15 protein-coding genes, 2 tRNA genes and 1 pseudogene are annotated in these 20,738 nt (G+C 67.8%); 2 read left to right on the top strand and 16 right to left on the bottom strand.

Annotation, left to right across the window (positions count from 1 at the left end; all coding sequences use genetic code 11):
- Nucleotides 1-164: 164 nt before the first annotated feature.
- From AC3A57_RS20040 to thrS, 11 genes and pseudogenes are all read right to left on the bottom strand, one after another.
- Nucleotides 165-896 (bottom strand): annotated as a pseudogene (locus tag AC3A57_RS20040) (YoaK family protein); the annotation flags it as partial.
- Between the two features lie 299 nt (nt 897-1,195).
- A tRNA-Pro gene (locus AC3A57_RS20035) sits at nt 1,196-1,272 on the bottom strand.
- Between the two features lie 124 nt (nt 1,273-1,396).
- On the bottom strand, nt 1,397-1,753 hold the full coding sequence (locus AC3A57_RS20030; protein ID WP_057948383.1) for a MerR family transcriptional regulator: 357 nt from the start codon (nt 1,751-1,753) through the stop codon (nt 1,397-1,399).
- Nucleotides 1,746-2,048, bottom strand: a complete 303-nt coding sequence (locus tag AC3A57_RS20025) for an integration host factor subunit alpha (protein WP_031370383.1) — start codon at nt 2,046-2,048, stop codon at nt 1,746-1,748. The genes AC3A57_RS20030 and AC3A57_RS20025 overlap by 8 nt, the downstream gene beginning before the upstream one ends.
- Before the next feature lie 45 nt (nt 2,049-2,093).
- Complete coding sequence (gene pheT, locus AC3A57_RS20020; RefSeq protein ID WP_487580512.1) at nt 2,094-4,493, bottom strand: phenylalanine--tRNA ligase subunit beta; 2,400 nt, start codon at nt 4,491-4,493, stop codon at nt 2,094-2,096.
- A gap of 118 nt (nt 4,494-4,611) precedes the next feature.
- Complete coding sequence (gene pheS / locus AC3A57_RS20015; protein ID WP_487580511.1) at nt 4,612-5,622, bottom strand: phenylalanine--tRNA ligase subunit alpha; 1,011 nt, start codon at nt 5,620-5,622, stop codon at nt 4,612-4,614.
- Nucleotides 5,623-5,638: 16 nt separating this feature from the next.
- Complete coding sequence (locus tag AC3A57_RS20010) at nt 5,639-6,067, bottom strand: hypothetical protein (protein WP_487580510.1); 429 nt, start codon at nt 6,065-6,067, stop codon at nt 5,639-5,641.
- A 141-nt stretch (nt 6,068-6,208) separates the two neighbouring features.
- Nucleotides 6,209-6,568, bottom strand: coding sequence for a 50S ribosomal protein L20 (gene rplT, locus AC3A57_RS20005; protein ID WP_064748377.1), 360 nt, complete (start codon nt 6,566-6,568; stop codon nt 6,209-6,211).
- Nucleotides 6,569-6,580: 12 nt separating this feature from the next.
- Complete coding sequence (gene rpmI / locus AC3A57_RS20000; protein WP_027083463.1) at nt 6,581-6,778, bottom strand: 50S ribosomal protein L35; 198 nt, start codon at nt 6,776-6,778, stop codon at nt 6,581-6,583.
- Between the two features lie 288 nt (nt 6,779-7,066).
- The gene (gene infC / locus AC3A57_RS19995; RefSeq protein ID WP_343225830.1) at nt 7,067-7,591 is read right to left on the bottom strand and encodes a translation initiation factor IF-3; all 525 of its coding nucleotides are present in this window, start codon (nt 7,589-7,591) and stop codon (nt 7,067-7,069) included.
- 71 nt (nt 7,592-7,662) lie between these two features.
- Nucleotides 7,663-9,564: a threonine--tRNA ligase gene (gene thrS, locus AC3A57_RS19990; protein ID WP_487580509.1), complete on the bottom strand. Its 1,902-nt coding sequence runs from the start codon at nt 9,562-9,564 to the stop codon at nt 7,663-7,665.
- Nucleotides 9,565-10,110: 546 nt separating this feature from the next.
- Here thrS and AC3A57_RS19985 point away from each other — a divergent pair.
- Nucleotides 10,111-11,985 (top strand): ABCB family ABC transporter ATP-binding protein/permease, encoded by a 1,875-nt coding sequence (locus AC3A57_RS19985; RefSeq protein ID WP_487580508.1) that lies wholly within the window; start codon nt 10,111-10,113, stop codon nt 11,983-11,985.
- Nucleotides 11,986-11,996: 11 nt separating this feature from the next.
- Complete coding sequence (locus AC3A57_RS19980; protein WP_487580507.1) at nt 11,997-13,118, top strand: MvdC/MvdD family ATP grasp protein; 1,122 nt, start codon at nt 11,997-11,999, stop codon at nt 13,116-13,118.
- A gap of 118 nt (nt 13,119-13,236) precedes the next feature.
- Here the strand turns inward: AC3A57_RS19980 and AC3A57_RS19975 are convergent, their stop codons facing one another.
- The 5 genes from AC3A57_RS19975 to AC3A57_RS19955 all read right to left on the bottom strand — a co-directional run bounded on the left by AC3A57_RS19975 (nt 13,237) and on the right by AC3A57_RS19955 (nt 20,736).
- Nucleotides 13,237-13,398, bottom strand: a complete 162-nt coding sequence (locus AC3A57_RS19975; RefSeq protein WP_221673394.1) for a hypothetical protein — start codon at nt 13,396-13,398, stop codon at nt 13,237-13,239.
- A 654-nt stretch (nt 13,399-14,052) separates the two neighbouring features.
- Nucleotides 14,053-14,127 (bottom strand) — tRNA-Val (locus AC3A57_RS19970).
- 140 nt (nt 14,128-14,267) lie between these two features.
- A complete protein-coding gene (uvrB, locus tag AC3A57_RS19965) occupies nt 14,268-16,298 on the bottom strand; it encodes an excinuclease ABC subunit UvrB (RefSeq protein WP_487580506.1) in 2,031 nt (676 codons plus the stop codon).
- A 175-nt stretch (nt 16,299-16,473) separates the two neighbouring features.
- On the bottom strand, nt 16,474-16,917 hold the full coding sequence (locus AC3A57_RS19960; RefSeq protein WP_487580505.1) for a type IV pilin protein: 444 nt from the start codon (nt 16,915-16,917) through the stop codon (nt 16,474-16,476).
- A gap of 12 nt (nt 16,918-16,929) precedes the next feature.
- Nucleotides 16,930-20,736 (bottom strand): pilus assembly protein, encoded by a 3,807-nt coding sequence (locus AC3A57_RS19955; protein WP_487580504.1) that lies wholly within the window; start codon nt 20,734-20,736, stop codon nt 16,930-16,932.
- Nucleotides 20,737-20,738: the final 2 nt, after the last annotated feature.

Here is a 20,738-nt window from a genome sequence, read left to right as displayed (position 1 = left end):
GGCACCAATTGAACTTCGAACATATTTGTACGATGTTCAATATTTGGCAAGTGCCGATCCGGCCGCCAGGCGGGCCACCCGAATCCGCATCCTGGCCCGCTGCGCCCGGCGGGCCGGCGCCGCAGCGCAAGCCCGGCAAGGACTGCCATGCCGGCCGCTCAGAAGCGTGCGCGCAGGTCGTCCAGCACCGGCACCAGCGCGAGCAGGCACAGCAAGGCCGCCAGCGGCACGGTGGCGACGAAGCCGAGCCGGGCGAAGCCCAGCGCGCCGAGCACGCCGCCGACGAAGAACAACCCAACCAGCCGGGCCAGCAGGCGCAACCGGGCGCGGTCGGCGCGCACCGGCGGCACAGCGTCGCGGCGGTTCCAATAGGCGGATTTCCCCAGTTCGATGCCCAGGTCGGTGATCAGGCCGGTGACGTGGGTAGTGCGGATTTCCGCGCGCGAGAGCTTGGTGATCATCGCGTTCTGCAGCCCCATCACGAAGCACAGCAACGCTGCGGTCGCCGAAACGAACAGCCATTGGGTGGCGTGCAAACGGCTGCCGGCGATGCCGAACGCCAGCAGCAAGCCGGCTTCGGCCATCAGCGGCAGCGCGTACTCGCTGTGCAGGCTGCGCCGGCGCCCCCAGTGGATCATCATCGCCGAGCAGGCGGCGCCGGCGAGGAACGCCAGCACCGCGGCCAAGCCGCCCGCCACTACCGCGTAGCGGCCCAGGGCGAGATCGTCGGCCATGCCCGAGACGATTCCGGTCATGTGCGAGGTGTACTGCTGCACGGCGAGAAACCCGCCGGCATTGACCGCGCCGGCGACGAAAGCCAGATACCCGGCCAGTTGCCGGTCGGCGCCGGGCTGGCGGGTGCGGCCGGTCAGGCCGCGCAGATAAGCCACAGGCATTGCGCCCCCGAATCGAACGCGCCGACGGATCGCGACGCGACGATTATCGCGCGCCGGGCTTGCGATGAAATCCGTTCCCTCGCGCGGCGCGGGTGGGCACCCAATGCCGGCCCCAGGAGCAAGCGCAGGGACGGCCTTGTCCGCCGGGATGCGGACGACGCAGGCCTGCCTGGAAGACACGAACGGCCGTGGAGCGGACTCGACGTGCGCTTCGGCTTATCGCGAAAGGGTGAAGTCAGCGAGGATTGGGCGCGGTGAGATTCGACGCATCGCCCAAGCCGTTGATCCGCAACATCGAATGGTCGGGACGGCCGGATTCGAACCGACGACCCTCTGCCCCCCAGGCAGATGCGCTACCAGGCTGCGCTACGCCCCGACGTGTGTTGCGATCTCCGCTCGTGGCGAGCGGGGCGGCAAGTATAGCCGCAAAGTTCGAGATTTGGGACTCGGGACTCGGAGGGCTAACGCTCTACGAGTCCCGAGTCCCGAGTCCCGGCGCCTCAGCGCCTGAGCAGCTGCAGAACCTCTTCCAGCTCCATCCGCACCTGCTTGACGATCTGCGAGCTCAGCGCCGATTCGTCCTTCGCCGCCTCGCCTTCCAGGCGCAGGCGCGCGCCGCCGATGGTGTAGCCCTGTTCGTACAGCAGGCCGCGGATCTGCCGCACCATCAGCACCTCGTGGCGCTGGTAGTAACGGCGGTTGCCGCGGCGCTTGACCGGATTGAGGGTCGGGAACTCGGTTTCCCAGTAACGCAGCACGTGCGGCTTGACGTCGCACAGCTCGCTGACCTCGCCGATGGTGAAGTAGCGCTTCGCCGGAATCGGCGGCAGTTCGCGATTGCTGCCCGGGTCAAGCATGCTCCCCTCCGCTGTACGCCTCGACGCGTTCCTTCAGCTTCTGGCCCGGCCGGAAGGTCACCACCGTCCGCGCCGAAATCGGGATCTCTTCGCCGGTCTTCGGATTGCGCCCCGGCCGCTGGTTTTTGCGACGCAGATCGAAATTGCCGAAGCCCGACAGCTTGACCTGGCGGCCCTGCTCCAGCGCTTCGCGCAACGCGTCGAAGAACGCGTCGACGAATTCCTTGGCCTCGCGCTTGTTCAGTCCGACTTCGTCGAACAACCGCTCCGCCATTTCCGCTTTGGTAAGTGCCATTGTGTCCTCTGCGCGACGCCCGGGACGGGACGCCGATCGAATCGCTCAGGCGCGCAGTTTCGCGCCGTGTTCGCGCTCGACCGCTGCGGTGACTTCGGCCACCACCGCGTCGACCTCCCGATCGGTCAGGGTGCGCGATTCATCCTGCAGAATCAAGCCCATAGCGAGACTCTTGAATCCGGTTTCCACGCCCTTGCCCTGGTAACGATCGAACAGGACCAATTCCCGCAGGCTGGGGCCCGCGGCGGCCCGGACGGTCGCCTGAACGGCGCCCCAGGGGACCTGCTCGGCGACGATGAACGCGCGGTCGCGGCGCACCGAGGGGAAGCGCGACAGGCTGCCGGCGCGCGGCAGGGCGCGCTCGCTCAGCGGGGCCAGGTCGAGCTCGAAGGCGATCACGTCCCGGTCCAGGTCCAGCGCGCGCTGCAGGCGCGGGTGCAACTGGCCGATCCAGCCCAGCCGGCGCTCCTGGCCGCCGTCGACCCGCCATACGTCGGCCGAACGGCCCGGATGGGCCCAGGCCGGCTGGCTCGGGCGGTACTCCAGGACCGCGCCGGCGCAGGCGGCCAGGCTGTCGAGGTCGCCGCGCAGGTCGTGGAAGCCGACCGCGCGCGCCGGCAGCGCCCACTGCTCGGCGTTGGCGCTGCCGCAGACCGCGGCGGCCACGCGCTGGGTCTCGACCGGGGCCGCGGCGGCATCGCCGGCATGGAACACGTTGCCCAGCTCGAACAGGCGCACCCGGTCCTGCTGGCGGGCGGCATTGCGCGCCAGCGCGGCGACCAGGCCCGGCAGCAGCGAGGTGCGCATGACCCCGAGCTCGGCGCTGAGCGGGTTGGCCAGCGGCACCGCACCGGCCTCGGCCTGCCACAGGCTCAGCCAGGCGGCGTCGACGAAGGCGTAGTTGATCGCCTCCAGGCAGTCGCGCGCGGCGAGCTGGCGGCGCACGGTGATCGTGTCGACCCGGCCCTCGCTGGGCGCCGCCAGGCGCGCGGCGCCGCCCGGCAGGGTGGTCGGGATCGCGTCGTAGCCGTGGATGCGGGCGATTTCTTCGATCAGGTCCTCTTCGATCGCGATGTCGAAGCGGCGGCTGGGCGGGGTCACCCGCCAGCCGTCCTCGCTGCGCTCGAGCTTCAGGCCGAGCGCGCCGAGGATGCGTTCGACCTCGGCGTCGGCGACGCTCAGGCCCAGCACCCGCGCCAGGCGGGCGCGGCGCAGGGCGACCGGACGCGGCTGCGGCAGGTGGTCCGGCAAGGCGGATTCGACCACCGGGCCGGGCACGCCGCCGGCGATGTCGAGGATCAGCCGGGTCGCGTACTCGACTGCGGTGCGCGGCAGTTCCGGATCGACGCCGCGTTCGAAACGGTGGCCGGCGTCGGTGTGCAGGCCGAGCTTGCGGCCGCGGCCGATGATCGCCGCCGGGGCGAAGTGCGCAGCCTCGAGGAACACGTTGCGAGTGGCGTCGGTGACCCGGGTGTCGTAGCCGCCCATGATGCCGCCGAGCGCGATCACCCGCTGCGCGTCGCCGCTGCCGTCGACGATCGCCAGGAACTGCTCGTCCAGCGTCACGTCCTGGCCGTTGAGCAGCTTGGTCGTCTCGCCGGCGCGGGCGCGGCGCACGCCGACCGGGCCCTGCAGCGTGTCGCGGTCGAAGGCGTGCATCGGCTGGCCGATCTCGAGCATCACGTACTGGGTGACGTCGACCAGCAGCGAGACTGGACGCACGCCGCTGCGGCGCAGCCGCTCGGCCATCCACACTGGGGTCGGCGCGCCAGCGTCGACGCCTTCGATCACCCGGCCGCAGTAGCGCGGCGCGTCGGCGCCGGCGTCGAGTTCGACCGCCAGGGTTTCGGCGCTGGCCGCCGGCACCGCGGCGATCTGCGACGGCGCGACATTGCCGCCGGTCGCGGCGGCGACGTCGTAGGCGATGCCGCGCACGCTGAAGCAGTCGGCGCGGTTCGGGGTCAGCTTGATCTCGATGCTGGCGTCGGGCAGGCCCAGGTAGTCCGCCAGCGGCGTACCGACCGGCGCGTCGGCCGGCAGTTCGAGCAGGCCGGAGGCGTCCGGATCCACGCCCAGTTCCTTGGCCGAGCAGAGCATGCCGAAGGACTCGACCCCGCGCAGCTTGGCCGCCTTGATCGCGATCCCGCCCGGCAGTTGGGCGCCGACCGTGGCCAGCGGCGCGATCAGCCCGGCGCGCGCGTTCGGCGCGCCGCAGACGATCTGCACCGTGCCCTGCCCGGTCTCGACCTGGCACACCTGCAGGCGGTCGGCCTCCGGGTGCCGTTCGGCGGAGACGATGCGGGCCACGACCACGCCCTGCAGGGACTCGCCGAGCGCGACGACTTCTTCGACTTCCAGCCCGATCGCGGTCAGCGTCGCGGCGAGCCGCTCGCGCGAAACGGAGGTCGGGACATGCTGGCGCAGCCAGTTTTCGCTGAATTTCATGGGGATTCCGGGACTCGGGACTCGGGACTTGGGACTCGCCGATCACCGGGCTGCGGGCACACCGAAACGGGCTGGCCGTTTCGAGTCCCGAATCCCGAGTCCCGAGTCCCGCATTCGCTCATGCGAACTGACGCAGGAACCGCACGTCGTTCTCGAAGAAGCTGCGCAGGTCGTCGACGCCGTAGCGCAGCATGGTCAGGCGCTCCACGCCCATGCCGAAGGCGTAGCCGGTGTAGCGCTGCGGATCGATGCCGACGTTGCGCAGCACGTTCGGGTGGACCATGCCGCAGCCCAGCACTTCCAGCCAGCGGGTGCTGCCGTCGGCCTGCTGCCAGGCGATGTCGACTTCGGCCGAGGGCTCGGTGAAGGGGAAATAGCTCGGGCGGAAGCGCATCTCGAAGTCGCGCTCGAAGAACGCGCGCACGAATTCGGCCAGGGTGCCCTTGAGGTCGGCGAAGCTGGAATGCTCGTCGATCAGCAGGCCTTCGCACTGGTGGAACATCGGCGTGTGGGTCTGGTCGCTGTCGCTGCGGTAGACCTTGCCCAGCGCGATCATGCGCAGCGGCGGTTTGTTCTGCAGCATGTAGCGCACCTGCATGCCCGAGGTATGGGTACGCAGCAGTCGCGCCACGCCGGCGCTGTCGGCGGGGAAATAGAAGGTGTCGTGCATCGCCCGCGCCGGATGGTGCGGGGGGAAGTTCAGCGCTTCGAAGTTGTGCCAGTCGTCCTCGATCTCCGGGCCGTCGGCCAGTTCGAAGCCGAGCCGGCCGAAGATGTCGGCCATGCGCTCCATGGTCCGGCTGACCGGGTGCAGGCCGCCGCGCTCGGCATCGATGCCGGGCAGGGTCACGTCGATGGTCTCGGCGGCCAGGCGCGCGTCCAGCGCGGCCGCGTCCAGCGCGCCCTTGCGCTGCGCCAGCGCTTCGGTCAGCGTGTCGCGGGCCTTGTTGATCGCCTCGCCGGCGGCCTTGCGCTCGTCGGCCGGCAGCGCGCCGAGCTGCTTGAGCTGGGCGGTGACGCTGCCGGACTTGCCGAGCAGGGCCACGCGCAGCGCTTCGATGGCGTCGGGAGAATCGGCCGCCGCGATATCGGCCAGCGCGTGCTGCGTCAGTTGCTCGATCTGCGCCATGTGCTCAGGTTTCCTTTCACTTGCCTTGCGTTGAATTGCCTCGCGATCGCCCGCCGCGGAGTTCTTCCGCCCAGGTCCTCGCCTGTTCGCTGCCCGCCTCGACCAGTCGCCGGGTCGCCTCGTCGCAGCCCGCCGCCGATTCCGGGGCCCCGGTCGCGATCGCCGAGTTGATGATGACGTCGAGCAGTTGCTGAGCCGGAAGCCGCTTTTCCAGGACCATGGTGATCTTGCCGACATCCTCGGCGAAACGCTTGCCGCGCGCCTCGTCCAGCACCTTGCACTGCTCGTTGCGGCCTTGCGCGACCACCACTTCGGCGTAGCGCTCGAGCGTTTGCGCATTGCGCTGCTCGCGCGCATCCGGCGCCTGCGCCGATGCCGCCGCCGTCAGACCCAGCAACGCCAGGGTACCCAGCGCCGACTTGCCGTACCCGAAGATTCCTTTCATCGACCGCTCCGTTGAAGTCCGACCGCCGTTGCGCACGGCCCAGAAACGACAATGGGGAAGGACTTGCGCCCTTCCCCATGCCTTAGGTTCCCCGCGAAAAGTCCGCGCATGGAAGCGCGGGCCTTTGCGGAGGGATCCGCCTTAAGCCGCGAGCGCGCTCTTCGCCTTTTCCGCCAGCGCCGCAAAACCCTTCGCGTCGTGCACGGCGATGTCGGCCAGCACCTTACGGTCGAGGGTGATGCCGGCCTTCAACAGGCCGTTGATGAAACGGCTGTAGCTCAGGCCGTTGATGCGGGCCGCCGCGTTGATGCGGGTGATCCACAGCGAACGGAAATTGCGCTTCTTCTGCTTACGACCGATGTAGGCGTACTGCAGGGCCTTCGTCACCGCCTGCTTGGCGACGCGGAAGACCTTGCGGCGGGCGTTGTAGTAGCCCTTGGCCTGCTTCAGGATTTTCTTGTGACGGCGGCGCGCCGTTACACCACGCTTAACTCGTGCCATTTTTCAGTCTCCTCACAAATACGGAAGCATGCGGTCCAGACGGCCGGCGTCCTCGGCGCGAACATGGTTCGTCTGCCGCAGGTTGCGCTTCCGCTTGGTCGCCTTCTTGGTGAGGATGTGGCTCTTGTTGGCGTGGCCGCACTTGTACTTGCCGGAAGCGGTCTTCCGGAAGCGCTTGGCCGCCGCCCGATTGGTCTTGATCTTGGGCATTGCGATGTCCTTTCGGAGGTTTATGTCACTGGCCTGGGCGGTGGCCTGCGGCGCTGGCGCGCCCTGCCACTCTTTCCGTCCTGCCCTTGCCGGCTTGTAAGTCGTTGATCTGAAACGAATCCACGACAGGTCCGTGAACTTGCATACAACAAACCCGGCGAACCGGGCCGCATAGTATGCGGCCTGGGCGCCGGGCTTGCAAATATATCGAAGGAAATCAGTCGATTGGCGCCGCACGCCGGGTCGCCCCGGCGGCGCGCGGGCGCCGTCCCGGACCGGGACGGACGCCTACTGCTTCTTCTTCGGCGCGATCATCATGACCATCTGCCGCCCTTCCAGGCGCGGACGCGACTCGATCACGATGTCTTCGCCCAGGTCGGCCTCGATCCGCGCCGCCATCTCGCGGCCGAGCTCCTGGTGGCTCATTTCGCGGCCGCGGAAGCGGATGTTGACCTTGACCTTGTCGCCCTCTTCCAGGAAGCGGCGCATGTTGCGCAGCTTGATCTGGTAGTCGCCCTCGTCGGTGACGGGGCGGAACTTGAGCTCCTTGATCTCGACCTGCTTCTGCTTCTTCTTGGCCTCGTTGGCCTTTTTCTGCTGCTCGAAGCGGAATTTGCCGAAATCCATGATCTTGCAGACCGGCGGATCGGCATTGGGCTGGATTTCGACCAGATCCAGGTCTTCCTCTTCGGCCATGCGCAGCGCTTCGTCGCGCGTGAGCACGCCGATCATTTCGCCATCGCTGCCGATCACGCGCACGCGCGGCACGCGGATTTCCTGGTTCTTTCGATTCGGCTTCTCGGGGGTACTGATTGTTGGATCTCCAAGGTGGTTCAGGCCGTCCCGGACGGCGCCGGGACGGGGTCTGTTGCGGGCTGCGCGGTTTAGCCGGCCGCTTCGCCATTCAAACGCGAGGCGAACTCGGCGACGGTCATCGTCCCCAGGTCTTCCCCTGCCCGCGTGCGCACCGCAACCAGGCCATTTTCCTTCTCGCGGTCGCCGGCCACAAGCAGGTAGGGCACGCGGTCCAGCGTGTGCTCGCGAATCTTACGGCCGATTTTTTCGTTGCGCAAATCGGCCTCGACCCGGAACCCTTGATTTGCAAGGAGTTTCCGGACATCGGCCACATAATCGGCCTGGGCGTCGGTGATGTTCATGACCGTGGCCTGGACCGGGGCCAGCCAGGCCGGGAACTGGCCGGCGTGGTGCTCGATCAGGATCCCGATGAACCGCTCCATCGAGCCGACGATGGCCCGGTGCAGCATGACCGGGGTCCGCCGCTGGCTGTTCTCGTCGACGTACTCGGCGCCGAGCCGGCCCGGCATCATGAAGTCGACCTGCATGGTGCCCAGCTGCCAGGTGCGGCCGATCGCGTCCTTGAGGTGGTACTCGATCTTGGGGCCGTAGAAGGCGCCCTCGCCCGGCAGCTCCTGCCATTCCACCCCGCAGGCCGACAGGGCGCTGCGCAGGGCGGCCTCGGCCTTGTCCCAGGTGGCGTCGTCGCCCAGCCGCGACTCGGGGCGCAGGGCGATCTTGATCTGGATGTCGTCGAAGCCGAAGTCGCCGTAGACCGCCAGCGCCTGCCGGTGGAAGGCGGTGACCTCGGACTCGATCTGGTCTTCCAGGCAGAAGATGTGGCCGTCGTCCTGGGTGAAGCCGCGCACGCGCAGGATGCCGTGCAGCGCGCCGGAGGGCTCGTTGCGGTGGCAGGAGCCGAACTCGCCGTAGCGGATCGGCAGGTCGCGGTAGCTGTGCAGGCCCTGGTTGAACACCTGGACGTGGCCCGGGCAGTTCATCGGCTTGACCGCGTAGGTGCGCTTCTCCGACTCGGTGAAGAACATGTTCTCCTTGTAGTTGTCCCAGTGGCCGGACTTCTGCCACAGCGACACGTCCAGGATCTGCGGGCAGCGCACTTCGCCGTAGCCGCTGTCGCGGTAGACCCGGCGCATGTACTGCTCGACGACCTGCCAGATCGACCAGCCCTTGGGGTGCCAGAACACCAGGCCGGGCGCCTCTTCCTGCAGGTGGAACAGGTCCTGCTGCTTGCCGATCTTGCGGTGGTCGCGCTTCTCGGCCTCCTCGACCCGCTGGATGTAGGCCGCCAGCTGCTTCTTGTCGGCCCAGGCGGTGCCGTAGACGCGCTGCAGTTGCTCGTTCTTGGAGTCGCCGCGCCAGTACGCGCCGGAAATGCGGGTCAGCTTGAAGGCCTTGAGGAAGCGCGTGTTCGGCACGTGCGGGCCGCGGCACATGTCGACGTATTCCTCGTGGTAGTACAGGCCCATCGCCTGTTCGTCGGGCATATCCTCGACCAGGCGCAGCTTGTAGTCCTCGCCGCGCGACTGGAACACGGCGACGACCTCGTCGCGCGGCGTGACCTTCTTGATCACGTCGTAGTCCTTGTCGATCAGCTCGACCATGCGCGCTTCGATCGCGGCCAGGTCCTCGGGGGTGAACGGGCGCTCGTACCAGATGTCGTAGTAGAAGCCCTCCTCGATCACCGGGCCGATCACCATCTTCGCGCTCGGGTACAACTGCTTGACCGCGTGGCCGACCAGGTGGGCGCAGGAGTGGCGGATGATCTCGACGCCTTCGGGATCCTTGGGGGTGATGATGCGCAGCTTGGCGTCGCGGTCGATGCGGTCGCTGGCGTCGACCAGCTTGCCGTCGACCTCGCCGGCGACGGTGGCCTTGGCCAGGCCGGCGCCGATCGAGGCGGCGACCTCCATGACCGAAACGGGGTGGTCGAACTCGCGGCGGCTGCCGTCGGGAAGGGTAATGGCGATCATGAGTGCGGACTTGGGCAACGGATTCTGAGGCGGTGCGGACGGTGGGCGCTGCGGCCTGCGCGCCGATGGCGCGAAGGACGCGGGCGCGGCGCGGGCCGCGGTCGCAGGGAGGGTTCGGCTGGCTCGGCCGGGCAAGGCCCGGACAAGAAAAAAGCGCCGCGAGGGCGCCTGCGTGAGCGGGGCCTGCGCGGGTTCAGCGATGGGCGCGGGTAGTGTCCATGTCGCACGCTCGGCCGGCGGGATGCCGCGGGCCACCTGGTTCTCTGGGGGAAGCGGCCGGATGCCGCGTCGCAGGCGCTAATAGTTGGGGCGCGGCCGGGCCAAGTCAACCGTCCGCCGCCGGCGGGACCGCGACGCGGCGCACACGGGAGCCGCGCGGGCTCGGGTACTGTGCGCGATTCAAGGACGCCATCTGCGTGGGGACGTGATGGAAATCAGGGAAGCCGGCCGCGCCGCGCGCGGCTGCGGAGCGCCGTCGGCGGCGTGGTGCGGCGGCGGTCGGACCGCCGGCCGGCGTGGGCTCCGGGCCGGCGCCCCGGACCGCCGATGAACGACGGCGCGCCCGCCTCCCCCGGCCCGACCGCCAGCGGCTCGGCCCTGGCCGTACTGCGGCGCCTGCTGCCGACCCTGTGGCATTACCGCGGCCGGGTCCTGCTCGGCCTGGCCTTGGTGCTGGCCACCAAGTTGGCCCTGGTCGGGTTGCCCCTGCTGCTCAAGCAGCTGATCGACGCGCTCGGCCAGGAACCGACCCCGCTGACCGTGCCGGCGGCGCTGTTGATGGCCTACGGCGCATTGCGGCTGGGCTCCTCGCTGCTGCAGGAGCTGCGCACGATCGTGTTCGCCCGGGTGCTGGCGCGCAGCTCGCGCGAGGTCGGGCTGCGCGTGTTCGCGCACCTGCACGCGCTGAGCCTGCGCTTCCACCTGGACCGCCGCACCGGCGCGGTCGGCCGCGACCTGGAGCGCGGCATGGCCTCGATCTCCGAACTGCTCGACACCGTGCTGTACATGGTGCTGCCGACCCTGCTCGAACTGGCGCTGATCCTTGCCATCCTGATCGCCGGCTACGACCTGTCCTTCGCCGCGATCACCCTGGCCACGCTGGCGGCGTACCTGGCCTTCACCTATCGCATGACCGAGTGGCGGCTGCGCTGGTACCGGCAGATGAACGAGGCCAACACCGAAGCCAACGCCGGCTCGGTGGATTCGCTGCTCAACTACGAAACGGTCAAGTACTTCAACAACGAGGCCTACGAGGCCCGCCGCTTCGACCGCCGCCTGCGCGAACTGGAAGACACCGCGGTCAAGAGCCTGAAAGCGGCGTCGCTGACCGGCATCGGCCAGGCCGCGATCATCGCCCTCGGCATCACCGCCCTGCTGTGGCGCGCCGCGGCCGGGGTGGCCGAGGGCCGGATGAGCCTGGGCGACCTGGTCCTGGTCAACGCCTATCTGCTGCAGATGGCCGCGCCGCTGAGCTACCTGGGCGTGATCTACCGCGAAAGCAAGCAGATGCTGGCCAACCTGGAACGCATGTTCGCCCTGCTCGACGAACCGGTGGAGGTGCGCGACCGGCCCGACGCGCCGGCGCTGCGCGTGGCCGGCGGCGAGGTCCGGTTCGAGAACGCGAGTTTCCGCTATGGCGATCGCGAGATCCTGGCCGGCATCGACCTGACCATTCCCAGCGGCCGCACTCTGGCGGTGGTGGGCAGCACCGGCGCCGGCAAATCGACCCTGGCGCGGCTGCTGTACCGCCACTACGACCCCGATGGCGGGCGGGTGCTGATCGACGGCCAGGACCTGCGCGAGGTCGGCGTCGATTCGTTGCGCCGGCGCATCGGCGTGGTGCCGCAGGACACCGTGCTGTTCAACGAATCGCTGTACTACAACATCGCCTACGGCCGCCCGGACGCCAGCCGCGACGAGGTCCTGGAAGCCGCGCGCGCCGCGCGCATCCACGACTTCATCCAGGCCCTGCCGCAGGGCTACGACACCGGCGTGGGCGAGCGCGGCCTGAAGCTCTCCGGCGGCGAAAAACAGCGCATCGCGATCGCCCGCACCCTGCTCAAGCGGCCGGCGATCCTGGTCTTCGACGAAGCCACCTCGGCGCTGGATGCGCACACCGAAAGCCAGATCCTGCGCGAGCTGCGCCAGGCCGCGCAGGGCCGCACCGCGCTGGTGATCGCCCACCGCCTGTCCAGCGTGATCGACGCCGATCAGATCGTGGTGCTGGAGGCGGGCCGGATCGTCGAGCGCGGCGGCCACGCCGAACTGCTCGCCGCCGGCGGCCGCTACGCCGCGCTATGGGCGATGCAGCAGCGCCGCGCCGACGCCGCGCCCGGGCGCGGCGGATCCGCCCAGGCCGCGACCGACGGCATCGACGCCGACGCGGTCGAGCCGAACCCGACTCCTGCCCTCACCGACTGAAGGAAGCCCGCATGACGACATTGATTGTCTCCGATCCCTGGGACATCCACGCCCGCTCGACCGCCTGGGCGCTGGAGAACGAAGGCGAACGCGTGCATGTCTGGTACACCCACGACTATCCGCAAAAGCACGGCGTCAGCCTGCGCACCGGCGGCGGCACCGGCTCAGTAACCCTGCACTGCCTGCGCCACGGCCGCGACTTCGACACCGCCGACGTCGACACGGTCTGGCTGCGCCGCTGGTACCAGCCCGAGGCCTCGGCGCAGTTGCATCCGGCCGACGTCCAGTTCGCCCAGCGCGAATCCACCGAGTTCGTCCGCGCCACGATCAACCTGCTCGATGCGCAGCGCGAACGCTTCTGGATCAATCCGGTCCAGGCCAAGGCCCTGGCCGACCGCAAGACGGTGCAGCTGCACCACGCCGCCGCGGTCGGCCTGGACACGCCGCCGACCCTGATCTCCAACGATCCCGGGGCGATCCGCGCGTTCTACCGCGAGCACGGCGGCCGCGCGATCTACAAGCCGATCACCGCCGCCTCGTGGATCGGCGAGGACAAGGTCTGGGGCACGTTCACCACGCCGCTGACCGACGAGTTGCTGCGCGAAGACGCGGCGCTGTCGAACGCGCCCGGCATCTACCAGCCCTTGCTGGACAAGGCCTACGAATTGCGGGTGACGGTGATGGGCCGCACCGTGATCGCCGCGCGCCTGCAGTCCCAGCGCGAAGGCCAGTACCTCACCGACTGGCGCGCCAACGACTTCGACGAACGCATGGGCTGCGAGCGCTATGTCCTGCCCGAGGCGGTGGAAACGCGCTGCCTGCAGGCGATGGCGCGGCTGGGTTTGCTGTTCGGTTGCATCGACATCGTGGTGACCCGGGACGGCCGCTACGTGTTTCTCGAAGTCAACGAGATGGGGCAGTTCATGTGGCTGGAAGCGATCAATCCCGGCCTGCAGTTGCTGGACTGCGTGGTCCGCTTCATCCAAAGCCGCGATCCGGCCTTCGTCTACGACTGGCGCGAACCGGCCTACCGCTATCGCGACTACTGGGAGTCGCGCGGCGAGCGCGGCGAAGCCGAGCCGGACGCGCAGCGCCACGTGCCCTTGCCGCAGACCTACCAGATGCGCGAGTGAGCCACGCCGCGCGCTGCGCGAGGCGAAAAACAAGCGCAAAACAAGCGGGCCGGGAGGCGATGCCTCCCGGCCCGTTTCCCCTGACGCAATCCGGATGCCCGCAAGGGCGGAGCCGGGATTACGGGATATGGTCGCCGTTGTCGGCCGAATCGATCTCGCCGAACGGGCTGGTGCGGCGATAGGTCGTCGCGACCACGAACGCCGCATCCTGCGCGGCGCCCTCCATCTGCTCGGACTCGATCGCGACCATACGGCCGATCAGGCGGGTTTGTTCGCTCATTGCCTACTACTCCCTTAGCAAGGCGGCGGATCGCCGCGTCGCCAGCATTGGCAACCGCGGCTGCGCGAGCAAGCGGCGATCCGGGCGGCCCGACCCGCCCTTAGCAGGCCCGGCGCGCATTTTTCTTCGCAGCGACATGCATTTGAATGCACCGGGATCGGCAAAATCAGCACTGCAAAGTCGCCAATCAAACCGACTTGTGCTGCGTTAAGCAAGTTCAGTTCGCGCTTGTTTCTGCGACCGAGTGCGGGTTCTGCGCGAACGAGGCGCGCCGCCCCTCGCCCCGCCCGCTCCGCCCGTTTCGACGGGCGGCTGACGCCGCCGGCCGCGCCCTTGCCCGTCTACCGCTGATGGGGTATCGGGCAATGCCGCTCGCCCGCAACGACGCGCCGGTTCGCGGCGGCATGGACCCGGAGATGCGTTCAAAAAACGGAGCCTGCGACGATCGCATGCTCGAGACCGGCGTCGGCGGCGGCATGCACATACACGAGCGCCTCCTGCAGCGGTCGGCGATGCCGGCCGTCGTCGCGCGCGCTGCGCAACGCGACCGCAGACGCCTATGCATGACTCGAAAATCACCTGCGGACGAACGAATACGTCCGGACAAACGAAAACGGCGCACCTCTTGCGAGATCCGCCGTTGCCGTAACAAATTGGTGGGCGGTACAGGGTTCGAACCTGTGACCCCTACCATGTCAAGGTAGTGCTCTACCGCTGAGCTAACCGCCCGTCGCCGTATTTACCGTTCAACACCCCGGCGAGGGCGCGTAGTGTAGCCCAGCGCAAAACGGGCGACAAGCCCTTTCGACGCCCCGGTCGGGCCAGCGGTTTTCGCGCCGGCCGGCGGCCCGGAAGCGCTGCAGGCGCGCTCAGGCGGCGAAACCGGCGTCCTTGAGCTTGCGCAGTTCGTCGCGCACCGCCGCGGCCTGTTCGAACTCCAGGTCGCGCGCGTGCTGGTACATCTGCTGCTCCAGTTGCTTGATCCGCGCCGCGAACTGGGCCGGGCTGAGCGCGGCATAGTCGGCGGCGGTCTCCGCCACCTTGCGCCCCTTGCCGCGGGCCTTGAGCGCCTCCGGATCGACCCGGGCGCCTTCCATGATGTCGACCACCGCCTTGGCCACCGACTTCGGGGTGATGCCGTGGGCTTCGTTGTACTCGATCTGCTTGGCCCGGCGGCGGTCGGTTTCCTCGATCGCGCGCTGCATCGAGTTGGTGATCCGGTCGGCATACAGGATCGCCTTGCCGCGCAGGTTGCGCGCGGCGCGACCGATGGTCTGGATCAGCGAACCGGTCGAACGCAGGAAGCCTTCCTTGTCGGCGTCGAGGATCGCCACCAGCGACACCTCGGGCATGTCCAGCCCTTCGCGCAGCAGGTTGATGCCGACCAGCACGTCGAACTTGCCCAGGCGCAGGTCGCGGATGATCTCCACCCGCTCGACCGTGTCCACGTCCGAATGCAGGTAGCGCACCTTGACTCCGTGCTCGCCGAGGTACTCGGTCAGGTTTTCGGCCATGCGCTTGGTCAGGGTGGTGATCAGCACTCGGTCGCCGATCGCCACCCGCTCGCGGATTTCGCCGAGCACGTCGTCGACCTGGGTCGCGACCGGGCGGATCTCGACCTGCGGGTCGATCAGGCCGGTCGGGCGCACCACCAGTTCGGTGATCTGCCCTTCCGAATGGCGCAGCTCGTACGGCCCCGGGGTGGCCGAGACGAAGATCGAACGCGGCGAGCGGCCCTCCCACTCCTCGAAGCGCAGCGGCCGGTTGTCCAGCGCCGACGGCAGGCGGAAGCCGAATTCGACCAGGGTTTCCTTGCGCGAACGGTCGCCTTTGAACATCGCGCCGATCTGCGGCACGGTGACGTGCGACTCGTCGACCACCAGCAAGGCGTCCGGCGGCAGGTAGTCGAACAGGCACGGCGGCGGCTCGCCGGGCATGTGCCCGGTCAGGTGGCGGGAGTAGTTCTCGATGCCGTTGCAGTAGCCGACCTCGGCCAGCATTTCCAGGTCGAACTGGGTGCGCTGGGCCAGGCGCTGGGCCTCGACCAGCTTGTTCTGGGCGTACAACTGCTCCAGGCGTTCGCGCAACTCTTCCTTGATCGTGTCGATCGCGTCGAGCACGGTGCGGCGGGTGGTGACGTAGTGCGAGCCCGGGTAGATCGTGTAGCGCGGCACTTTGTTCAGGGTCTCGCCGGTCAGCGGGTCGAACAGGGTCAGCTGCTCGATCTCGCCGTCGAACAGCTCGATCCTCAGCGCTTCGGCGTCGCTTTCGGCCGGGTGCACGTCGATCACCTCGCCGCGCACCCGGTAGGTGGCGCGGCGCAGCTCGGTGTCGTTGCGGGTGTACTGCATCTCGGTCAGGCGCCGGATCAGCTCGCGCTGGTCGATGCGCTCGCCGCGCACCATATGCAGGACCATGCGGAAGTATTCGTTCGGGTCGCCCAGGCCGTAGATCGCCGACACCGTGCAGACGATGATCGCGTCGCGGCGCTCGAGCAGGGCCTTGGTCGCCGACAGGCGCATCTGCTCGATGTGCTCGTTGACCGAGCTGTCCTTCTCGATGAAGGTGTCGCTTGAGGGCACGTAGGCCTCGGGCTGGTAGTAGTCGTAATAACTGACGAAGTACTCGACCGCGTTATGCGGGAAAAAGGCCTTGAACTCGCCGTACAACTGGGCCGCCAGGGTCTTGTTCGGCGCCATCACGATGGTCGGCTTCTGCACCCGCTCGACCACGTTGGCGATGGTGTAGGTCTTGCCCGAGCCGGTCACCCCGAGCAGGGTCTGGTGGGCCAGGCCGTTCTCGAAGCCCTGGACCAGGCGCTCGATCGCCTGCGGCTGGTCGCCGGCCGGCGAATACGGCGCTACCAGCTCGAAGCCGGGGGACTGGGCGGTGTCGTCCATCGTGCGATCCGAACGCGGGGAGTCGACCAGTGTAGCCAACCTGGTCTCAACGGGTGAGACGGCGGCGAGGGCCGCCTGCCGTCGCCCGGGAAGCAACGCACGTACCTGGCCGCGGAAACGAAAAGGCCCGCTCCGTCGGGAGCGGGCCTTATGCAGGGCACGGTGCGCCCCGCGCTTACCTGTTCCAGCATTCCTCGGGGGTGGCCGGCCCCTTCACCCCGGTGTTGGACAAGGTCATGGTACCGCACTTGTCCTTGCTCTGGCCGGTGGTGGTGCTCGGAACCGCTTGCAGGCGGAAGCTGGTCGCGGTGACGGCGCCGTCGAAAGAAATGGCGTACTGAGCCGTGCCGTCCTTCGGCGATTGCGGCGGATTGTTGAAGAGCGTGCTCAGGTTCGCACCGACGTAGGTGTTGTTGATCGTGTAGTAACGCTCCATCGCCTGCGCCGCCTCGGCCAAGTCCGCCTTGGCCTGGCCGCGCCGACTCTTGCGCACGCTGTCCTGGTAGGTCGGGACCGCGATGGCGACCAGGATCCCGACGACCGCGATCACCACCATCAACTCGATCAGGGTGAAGCCCCGACTCGAGCGCGCGAACGAACGATTGCTGTTTGACGTCATGTCGGTCCCCTGTTAGCGAATCTGGCGCCAGGACTGGCGTCCGCACGGCCGCGGCAGATAGATCGGCTGCGAGCCCGAAGTCTGCACCATCACCGAGCACTTGGCCGCGACCGCCTTGGCGATCTCTTCGTCGGTCGCAGTGACCGGCAGGATATCGGTCTTCGGCGTCGCCACCACGGCCACGTCCTTCACCGGCGCGGTACCGGTGCCGCTGCCCTGCCTCTTGAGCTTGACCGCACCGACCTTGTCGCCGAAACGGTCGCCGGTGGCCGAGCCGATGCGACCGTTGGACAGCCCGGCCGCGCCGCTCAACGCATCCAGGCCGTACAGCCAGTTGTTGCCGTCGGTGGCGCAGCCGTCGGTGCTGCTGGGATCGTAGGTCGGGAAGAACAGGATGCCGTTCTGCAGGCGCGGATTGCCGATGAAACGCTCGCCGGTGGCGACCGGGTTGCCGTTGCGGGCCGTATCGACCCCCAGGTTGATGTACCAGCCCTTCTTGGTCGCATCGAGGCGATCGCCGGTCACGTAGCGCAGGATCGCCCCGGTGGTATCCAGTTCCTGGTTGATGTACTGGGCCTGCAACTCGTTGCGTCCGGCGACGACCACGCCCTTGTCGATGATCCCGTACACGCTCTGCATCGCCTTGTCGCTGGGGTCGTCGGTGAAGGAGAAGCTGCCGGTGCCGAACAGCACCATCACGTCGTTGCCGACCGTGGTCGCCTCCAGGCCGCCGAGGATCGGCTGGCGCAGGGCGTAGTTGTCGTTGTAGCGGGCGATGAACAGCGGCTGGCCGCCGAAGCCGACCGTGTTGTTGCGCAGGTCGAATTTCCACACCGCGCCGTTGAGGTCGCCGGCATAGACCGTGTCGGCGAAGCCGTCGCGGACCTGATTGGCGCTGGTGCCCTGGTAGCGGTCGATCACCACCACGTTGCCGAGGCCGTTCTTGGTCCGGGTCGGCAGCGTGCCGGTGGTTTCCTGGGCGGTGATGCGAGTGACCTTGCCATCAGCGATATCGACCAGGAACAGCACGGCCTTGCCGTTAGCGCTGTCGTAGCCGTTGCCGAAGATGGCCTTCCACTTGATCGCGCCGCCGGCTTCCTTGACCGGAACGATAGATATCTTGCCGAGCACGCTGCCGATGTCCTTGGCGCCGTTGGCGTCGCCCGACTGATCGTTGACTTCCCACAACACGTTCAAAGCGTTCTGGTTGGTCACGTCGAGCGCGAACACGCCGCGGCCGCCGGCACCGACGCTGGCCGCCAGCACGGTCTTCCAGGCGCTGCCGTCGTGGGCGTCGGACACCGTGACCAGGCCGTCGACGTAGTAACGGTGCTGGAACACCTGATCGTTACGGTCGGCGGCACGGTACGGGAACAGCAGATTGCCCATATGACCGACCGAGGTCGCCGGGATGTAGGCAAATTGCTCCTTACCGCTGTCGCCGTCGAAGGCATGGAACATGCCGTCGTTCGCACCGACATAGACGAAGGTCTTGCGGCTGGTGCGCTTGGTATTGAGGTAGTTGGCGTAGTTCAGCACGTCCGGAGTCAGGCCGTCGGCGCTGCGCAGACCGCGATAGCCGTAATCGTCGCCCTTCGACGAGACGATCGGGGTCGAGTTGACGATATCGCCGAGCAGGGTGGTGCGCTTGCGCAGTTTGCCGCCGTCGTGGGCCCGGCTGCCGCGCAGATAAGCCACCGCCTCGGCGCCGGTCACGCCGCCGTCGATGCGGTTGAACTTGCCGGCGCAGTTCTGCAAGGCGTCGCTGCACAAAGCGGCCTGGACCGCCGCATCGGTGGCGCCGAGCGCGGTGGCGGTGAAATCGCCCACGGTCGGAATGACGCTCCCCGCCGTGGTCTTGCCAAACCGGACCGTACGCCCCGCGTCCGTGATCTGGGAGGCGGCCTCCCACTTCTGGGTAAAGGTGATGGTCCCGGCGACCGGATCGTTGATCGCCGTATACGCAGTCAGCCGGCTGAACCAGTCGGTACCGTTGTTGGCCGACTCGTAGATCGGTTCGACCGACAAGGTATTGGAACCCACGCGCGCGCCGACCAGACCGATGGTGCCGGACGGGGTCGCGCCGCCGCCGACCGAGGCCAGGATCTCGCGCATCGCCGAGGTGATGTCCGCCGGCGTCGATGCGTTGATGTACTTGCCGCGCGCGTTCATGGTCGCGTGCCAGATCTCGTCGACCGTGCTCGGCGCGTCGTTCTGGAACGCGCGCCAGGCAGGATAGCCGGCGGGCGTATAGGGATCGGGCGTATTGGTGACCGGGTTGTAGGTCACGCCGTAGATGTCGCCGCGAGCGCCGAGCGTGACCCCGTAGAAGTTCATGTGCGGGTCTTTGCGGCAGTCGAGCTTGGGGTCGTTCGGCGTGGTGTTGCAGGCTTCCGGCACCGGCACCTTGCCCAGGCCCAGGTCGCTACGCAGCGTGGTCTTGTAGTACAGCGCCGCGGTATCGGCGAGCGTGTTGGGATGCGCATCGGCCAGCGGCGCCGGCATATCCGCATCGTGCGAGCCGACCGAAGGGCCGCCGCCGTTGCTGTAGCCGTCGGTGAACAGCATGCCGGCGTTGATCTGGCAGGCGTACTTCACCGGCGCGCCCGCATCGGTGCGCATGAACTGCTTGCCGATGTGTTCGACGGCGAAGCGGTTGGGCGTACCGCCGGACGCATTCAGGGCCAGCAGCTTCTCGTTGTAGAGCGCAGCCTTTTCGGCAGCCACCGACATGTCGCGCATCGTGACGTCGGTATAGCTGGTCGGATTGATCGTGAACATGCCGACGCGCATTTTCTCGGTGCGCTCGAGCGACAAGGTCAATGCGGCCTTCATCGCGCGGTTGCGATTGCCGTAGAAGCTGAACCAGTTGGCGAAGTTCTGAATGGCCGGTGCGTACTTGCCGGCCGCGAAGTTGGCCGGCTTGATTTCGTACCTGTACAGATCGCAGCCACTACCGCAGGCGTTGGTCGCGGTGACCGGCGTGGCGGTATAGCCCCAGGCGGCGCCCGCGGTAGCGGACTTGAGGTAAACCGTTGCGGGGTAATACTCGATCGCCACCTCGCAGCCCGCAGTCAAAGTCCGGGCGGAACCCAACGTATTCCAGCCGCCGCCGGCCAGTCCGCCGCAACCGCCGTCGTTATACGTCTGATAGACGGTCCCCTGCGGCAAGGTCGCGCCCTGCGGGACGAAGAAATGCTCTTCGCGGAAACTGTTGGCTCGCCAGTTGGAGGCAAGATTGATGGTCGGAGCAGCATCGTCGGGATCCATTCGCGTGGCCGTGATGCTCGCCTGCGGATAATCGACGATTTCGTTGGCGGCGTTAGGCCGCTTCCAAGGCGAATAGGTCACCAACGGATTGAAGTAGGCCGGGTTGAGGTCCGGCGACCGGGCGAAGCCGAAGTTGTCGATCGGCGCGATCGCCCGACGATTGCCGTCGATGCGATACCCCTCTGACGGAATGGTGTGGTGGAACCCGTTCATGTCGCCGTTGGCTGGCTGGCCGTTCGAGTACTCGATCTCGTTGGCCAGACGCAAGCGCGCGCTGCTGCCGCTGCCGATGAAATAGCCGTTCGTGGCGCGGGAACCGTAGTCCCAGAACGCCGCGCCGTCCTGACCCGGGAACAGGGTCTGGAAGGTCATCGAACCGGAATTGTCGACCGCCATGACGAAGGCCGGCGGCACGGTCACGCTGGAATTCAGCGGCGTCTGCGCCAGCGAACCGCCGGCCTGGATCGCGTCGGCGTTGTACAGCCAATAGCCGCCGGCGGCGACCGCCAGTGCCAGCGGCGCGAGTAGATAGATGCGCGGGGAAGTCATGA

It is taken from the genome of Lysobacter sp. Soil_C_15 (assembly GCF_057657315.1).
Note: the sequence above shows the minus strand (reverse complement) of the source record. Positions and strands in the feature narration are given on the sequence as shown.

Coding starts and splice junctions, on each gene's coding strand:
- AC3A57_RS20030 (WP_057948383.1), bottom strand. CDS start 1,753: ATGCTTGACCCGGGCAGCAATCGCGAACTGCCGCCGATTCCGGCGAAG.
- AC3A57_RS20025 (WP_031370383.1), bottom strand. CDS start 2,048: ATGGCACTTACCAAAGCGGAAATGGCGGAGCGGTTGTTCGACGAAGTC.
- pheT (WP_487580512.1), bottom strand. CDS start 4,493: ATGAAATTCAGCGAAAACTGGCTGCGCCAGCATGTCCCGACCTCCGTT.
- pheS (WP_487580511.1), bottom strand. CDS start 5,622: ATGGCGCAGATCGAGCAACTGACGCAGCACGCGCTGGCCGATATCGCG.
- AC3A57_RS20010 (WP_487580510.1), bottom strand. CDS start 6,067: ATGAAAGGAATCTTCGGGTACGGCAAGTCGGCGCTGGGTACCCTGGCG.
- rplT (WP_064748377.1), bottom strand. CDS start 6,568: ATGGCACGAGTTAAGCGTGGTGTAACGGCGCGCCGCCGTCACAAGAAA.
- rpmI (WP_027083463.1), bottom strand. CDS start 6,778: ATGCCCAAGATCAAGACCAATCGGGCGGCGGCCAAGCGCTTCCGGAAG.
- thrS (WP_487580509.1), bottom strand. CDS start 9,564: ATGATCGCCATTACCCTTCCCGACGGCAGCCGCCGCGAGTTCGACCAC.
- AC3A57_RS19985 (WP_487580508.1), top strand. CDS start 10,111: ATGAACGACGGCGCGCCCGCCTCCCCCGGCCCGACCGCCAGCGGCTCG.
- AC3A57_RS19980 (WP_487580507.1), top strand. CDS start 11,997: ATGACGACATTGATTGTCTCCGATCCCTGGGACATCCACGCCCGCTCG.
- AC3A57_RS19975 (WP_221673394.1), bottom strand. CDS start 13,398: ATGAGCGAACAAACCCGCCTGATCGGCCGTATGGTCGCGATCGAGTCC.
- uvrB (WP_487580506.1), bottom strand. CDS start 16,298: ATGGACGACACCGCCCAGTCCCCCGGCTTCGAGCTGGTAGCGCCGTAT.
- AC3A57_RS19960 (WP_487580505.1), bottom strand. CDS start 16,917: ATGACGTCAAACAGCAATCGTTCGTTCGCGCGCTCGAGTCGGGGCTTC.
- AC3A57_RS19955 (WP_487580504.1), bottom strand. CDS start 20,736: ATGACTTCCCCGCGCATCTATCTACTCGCGCCGCTGGCACTGGCGGTC.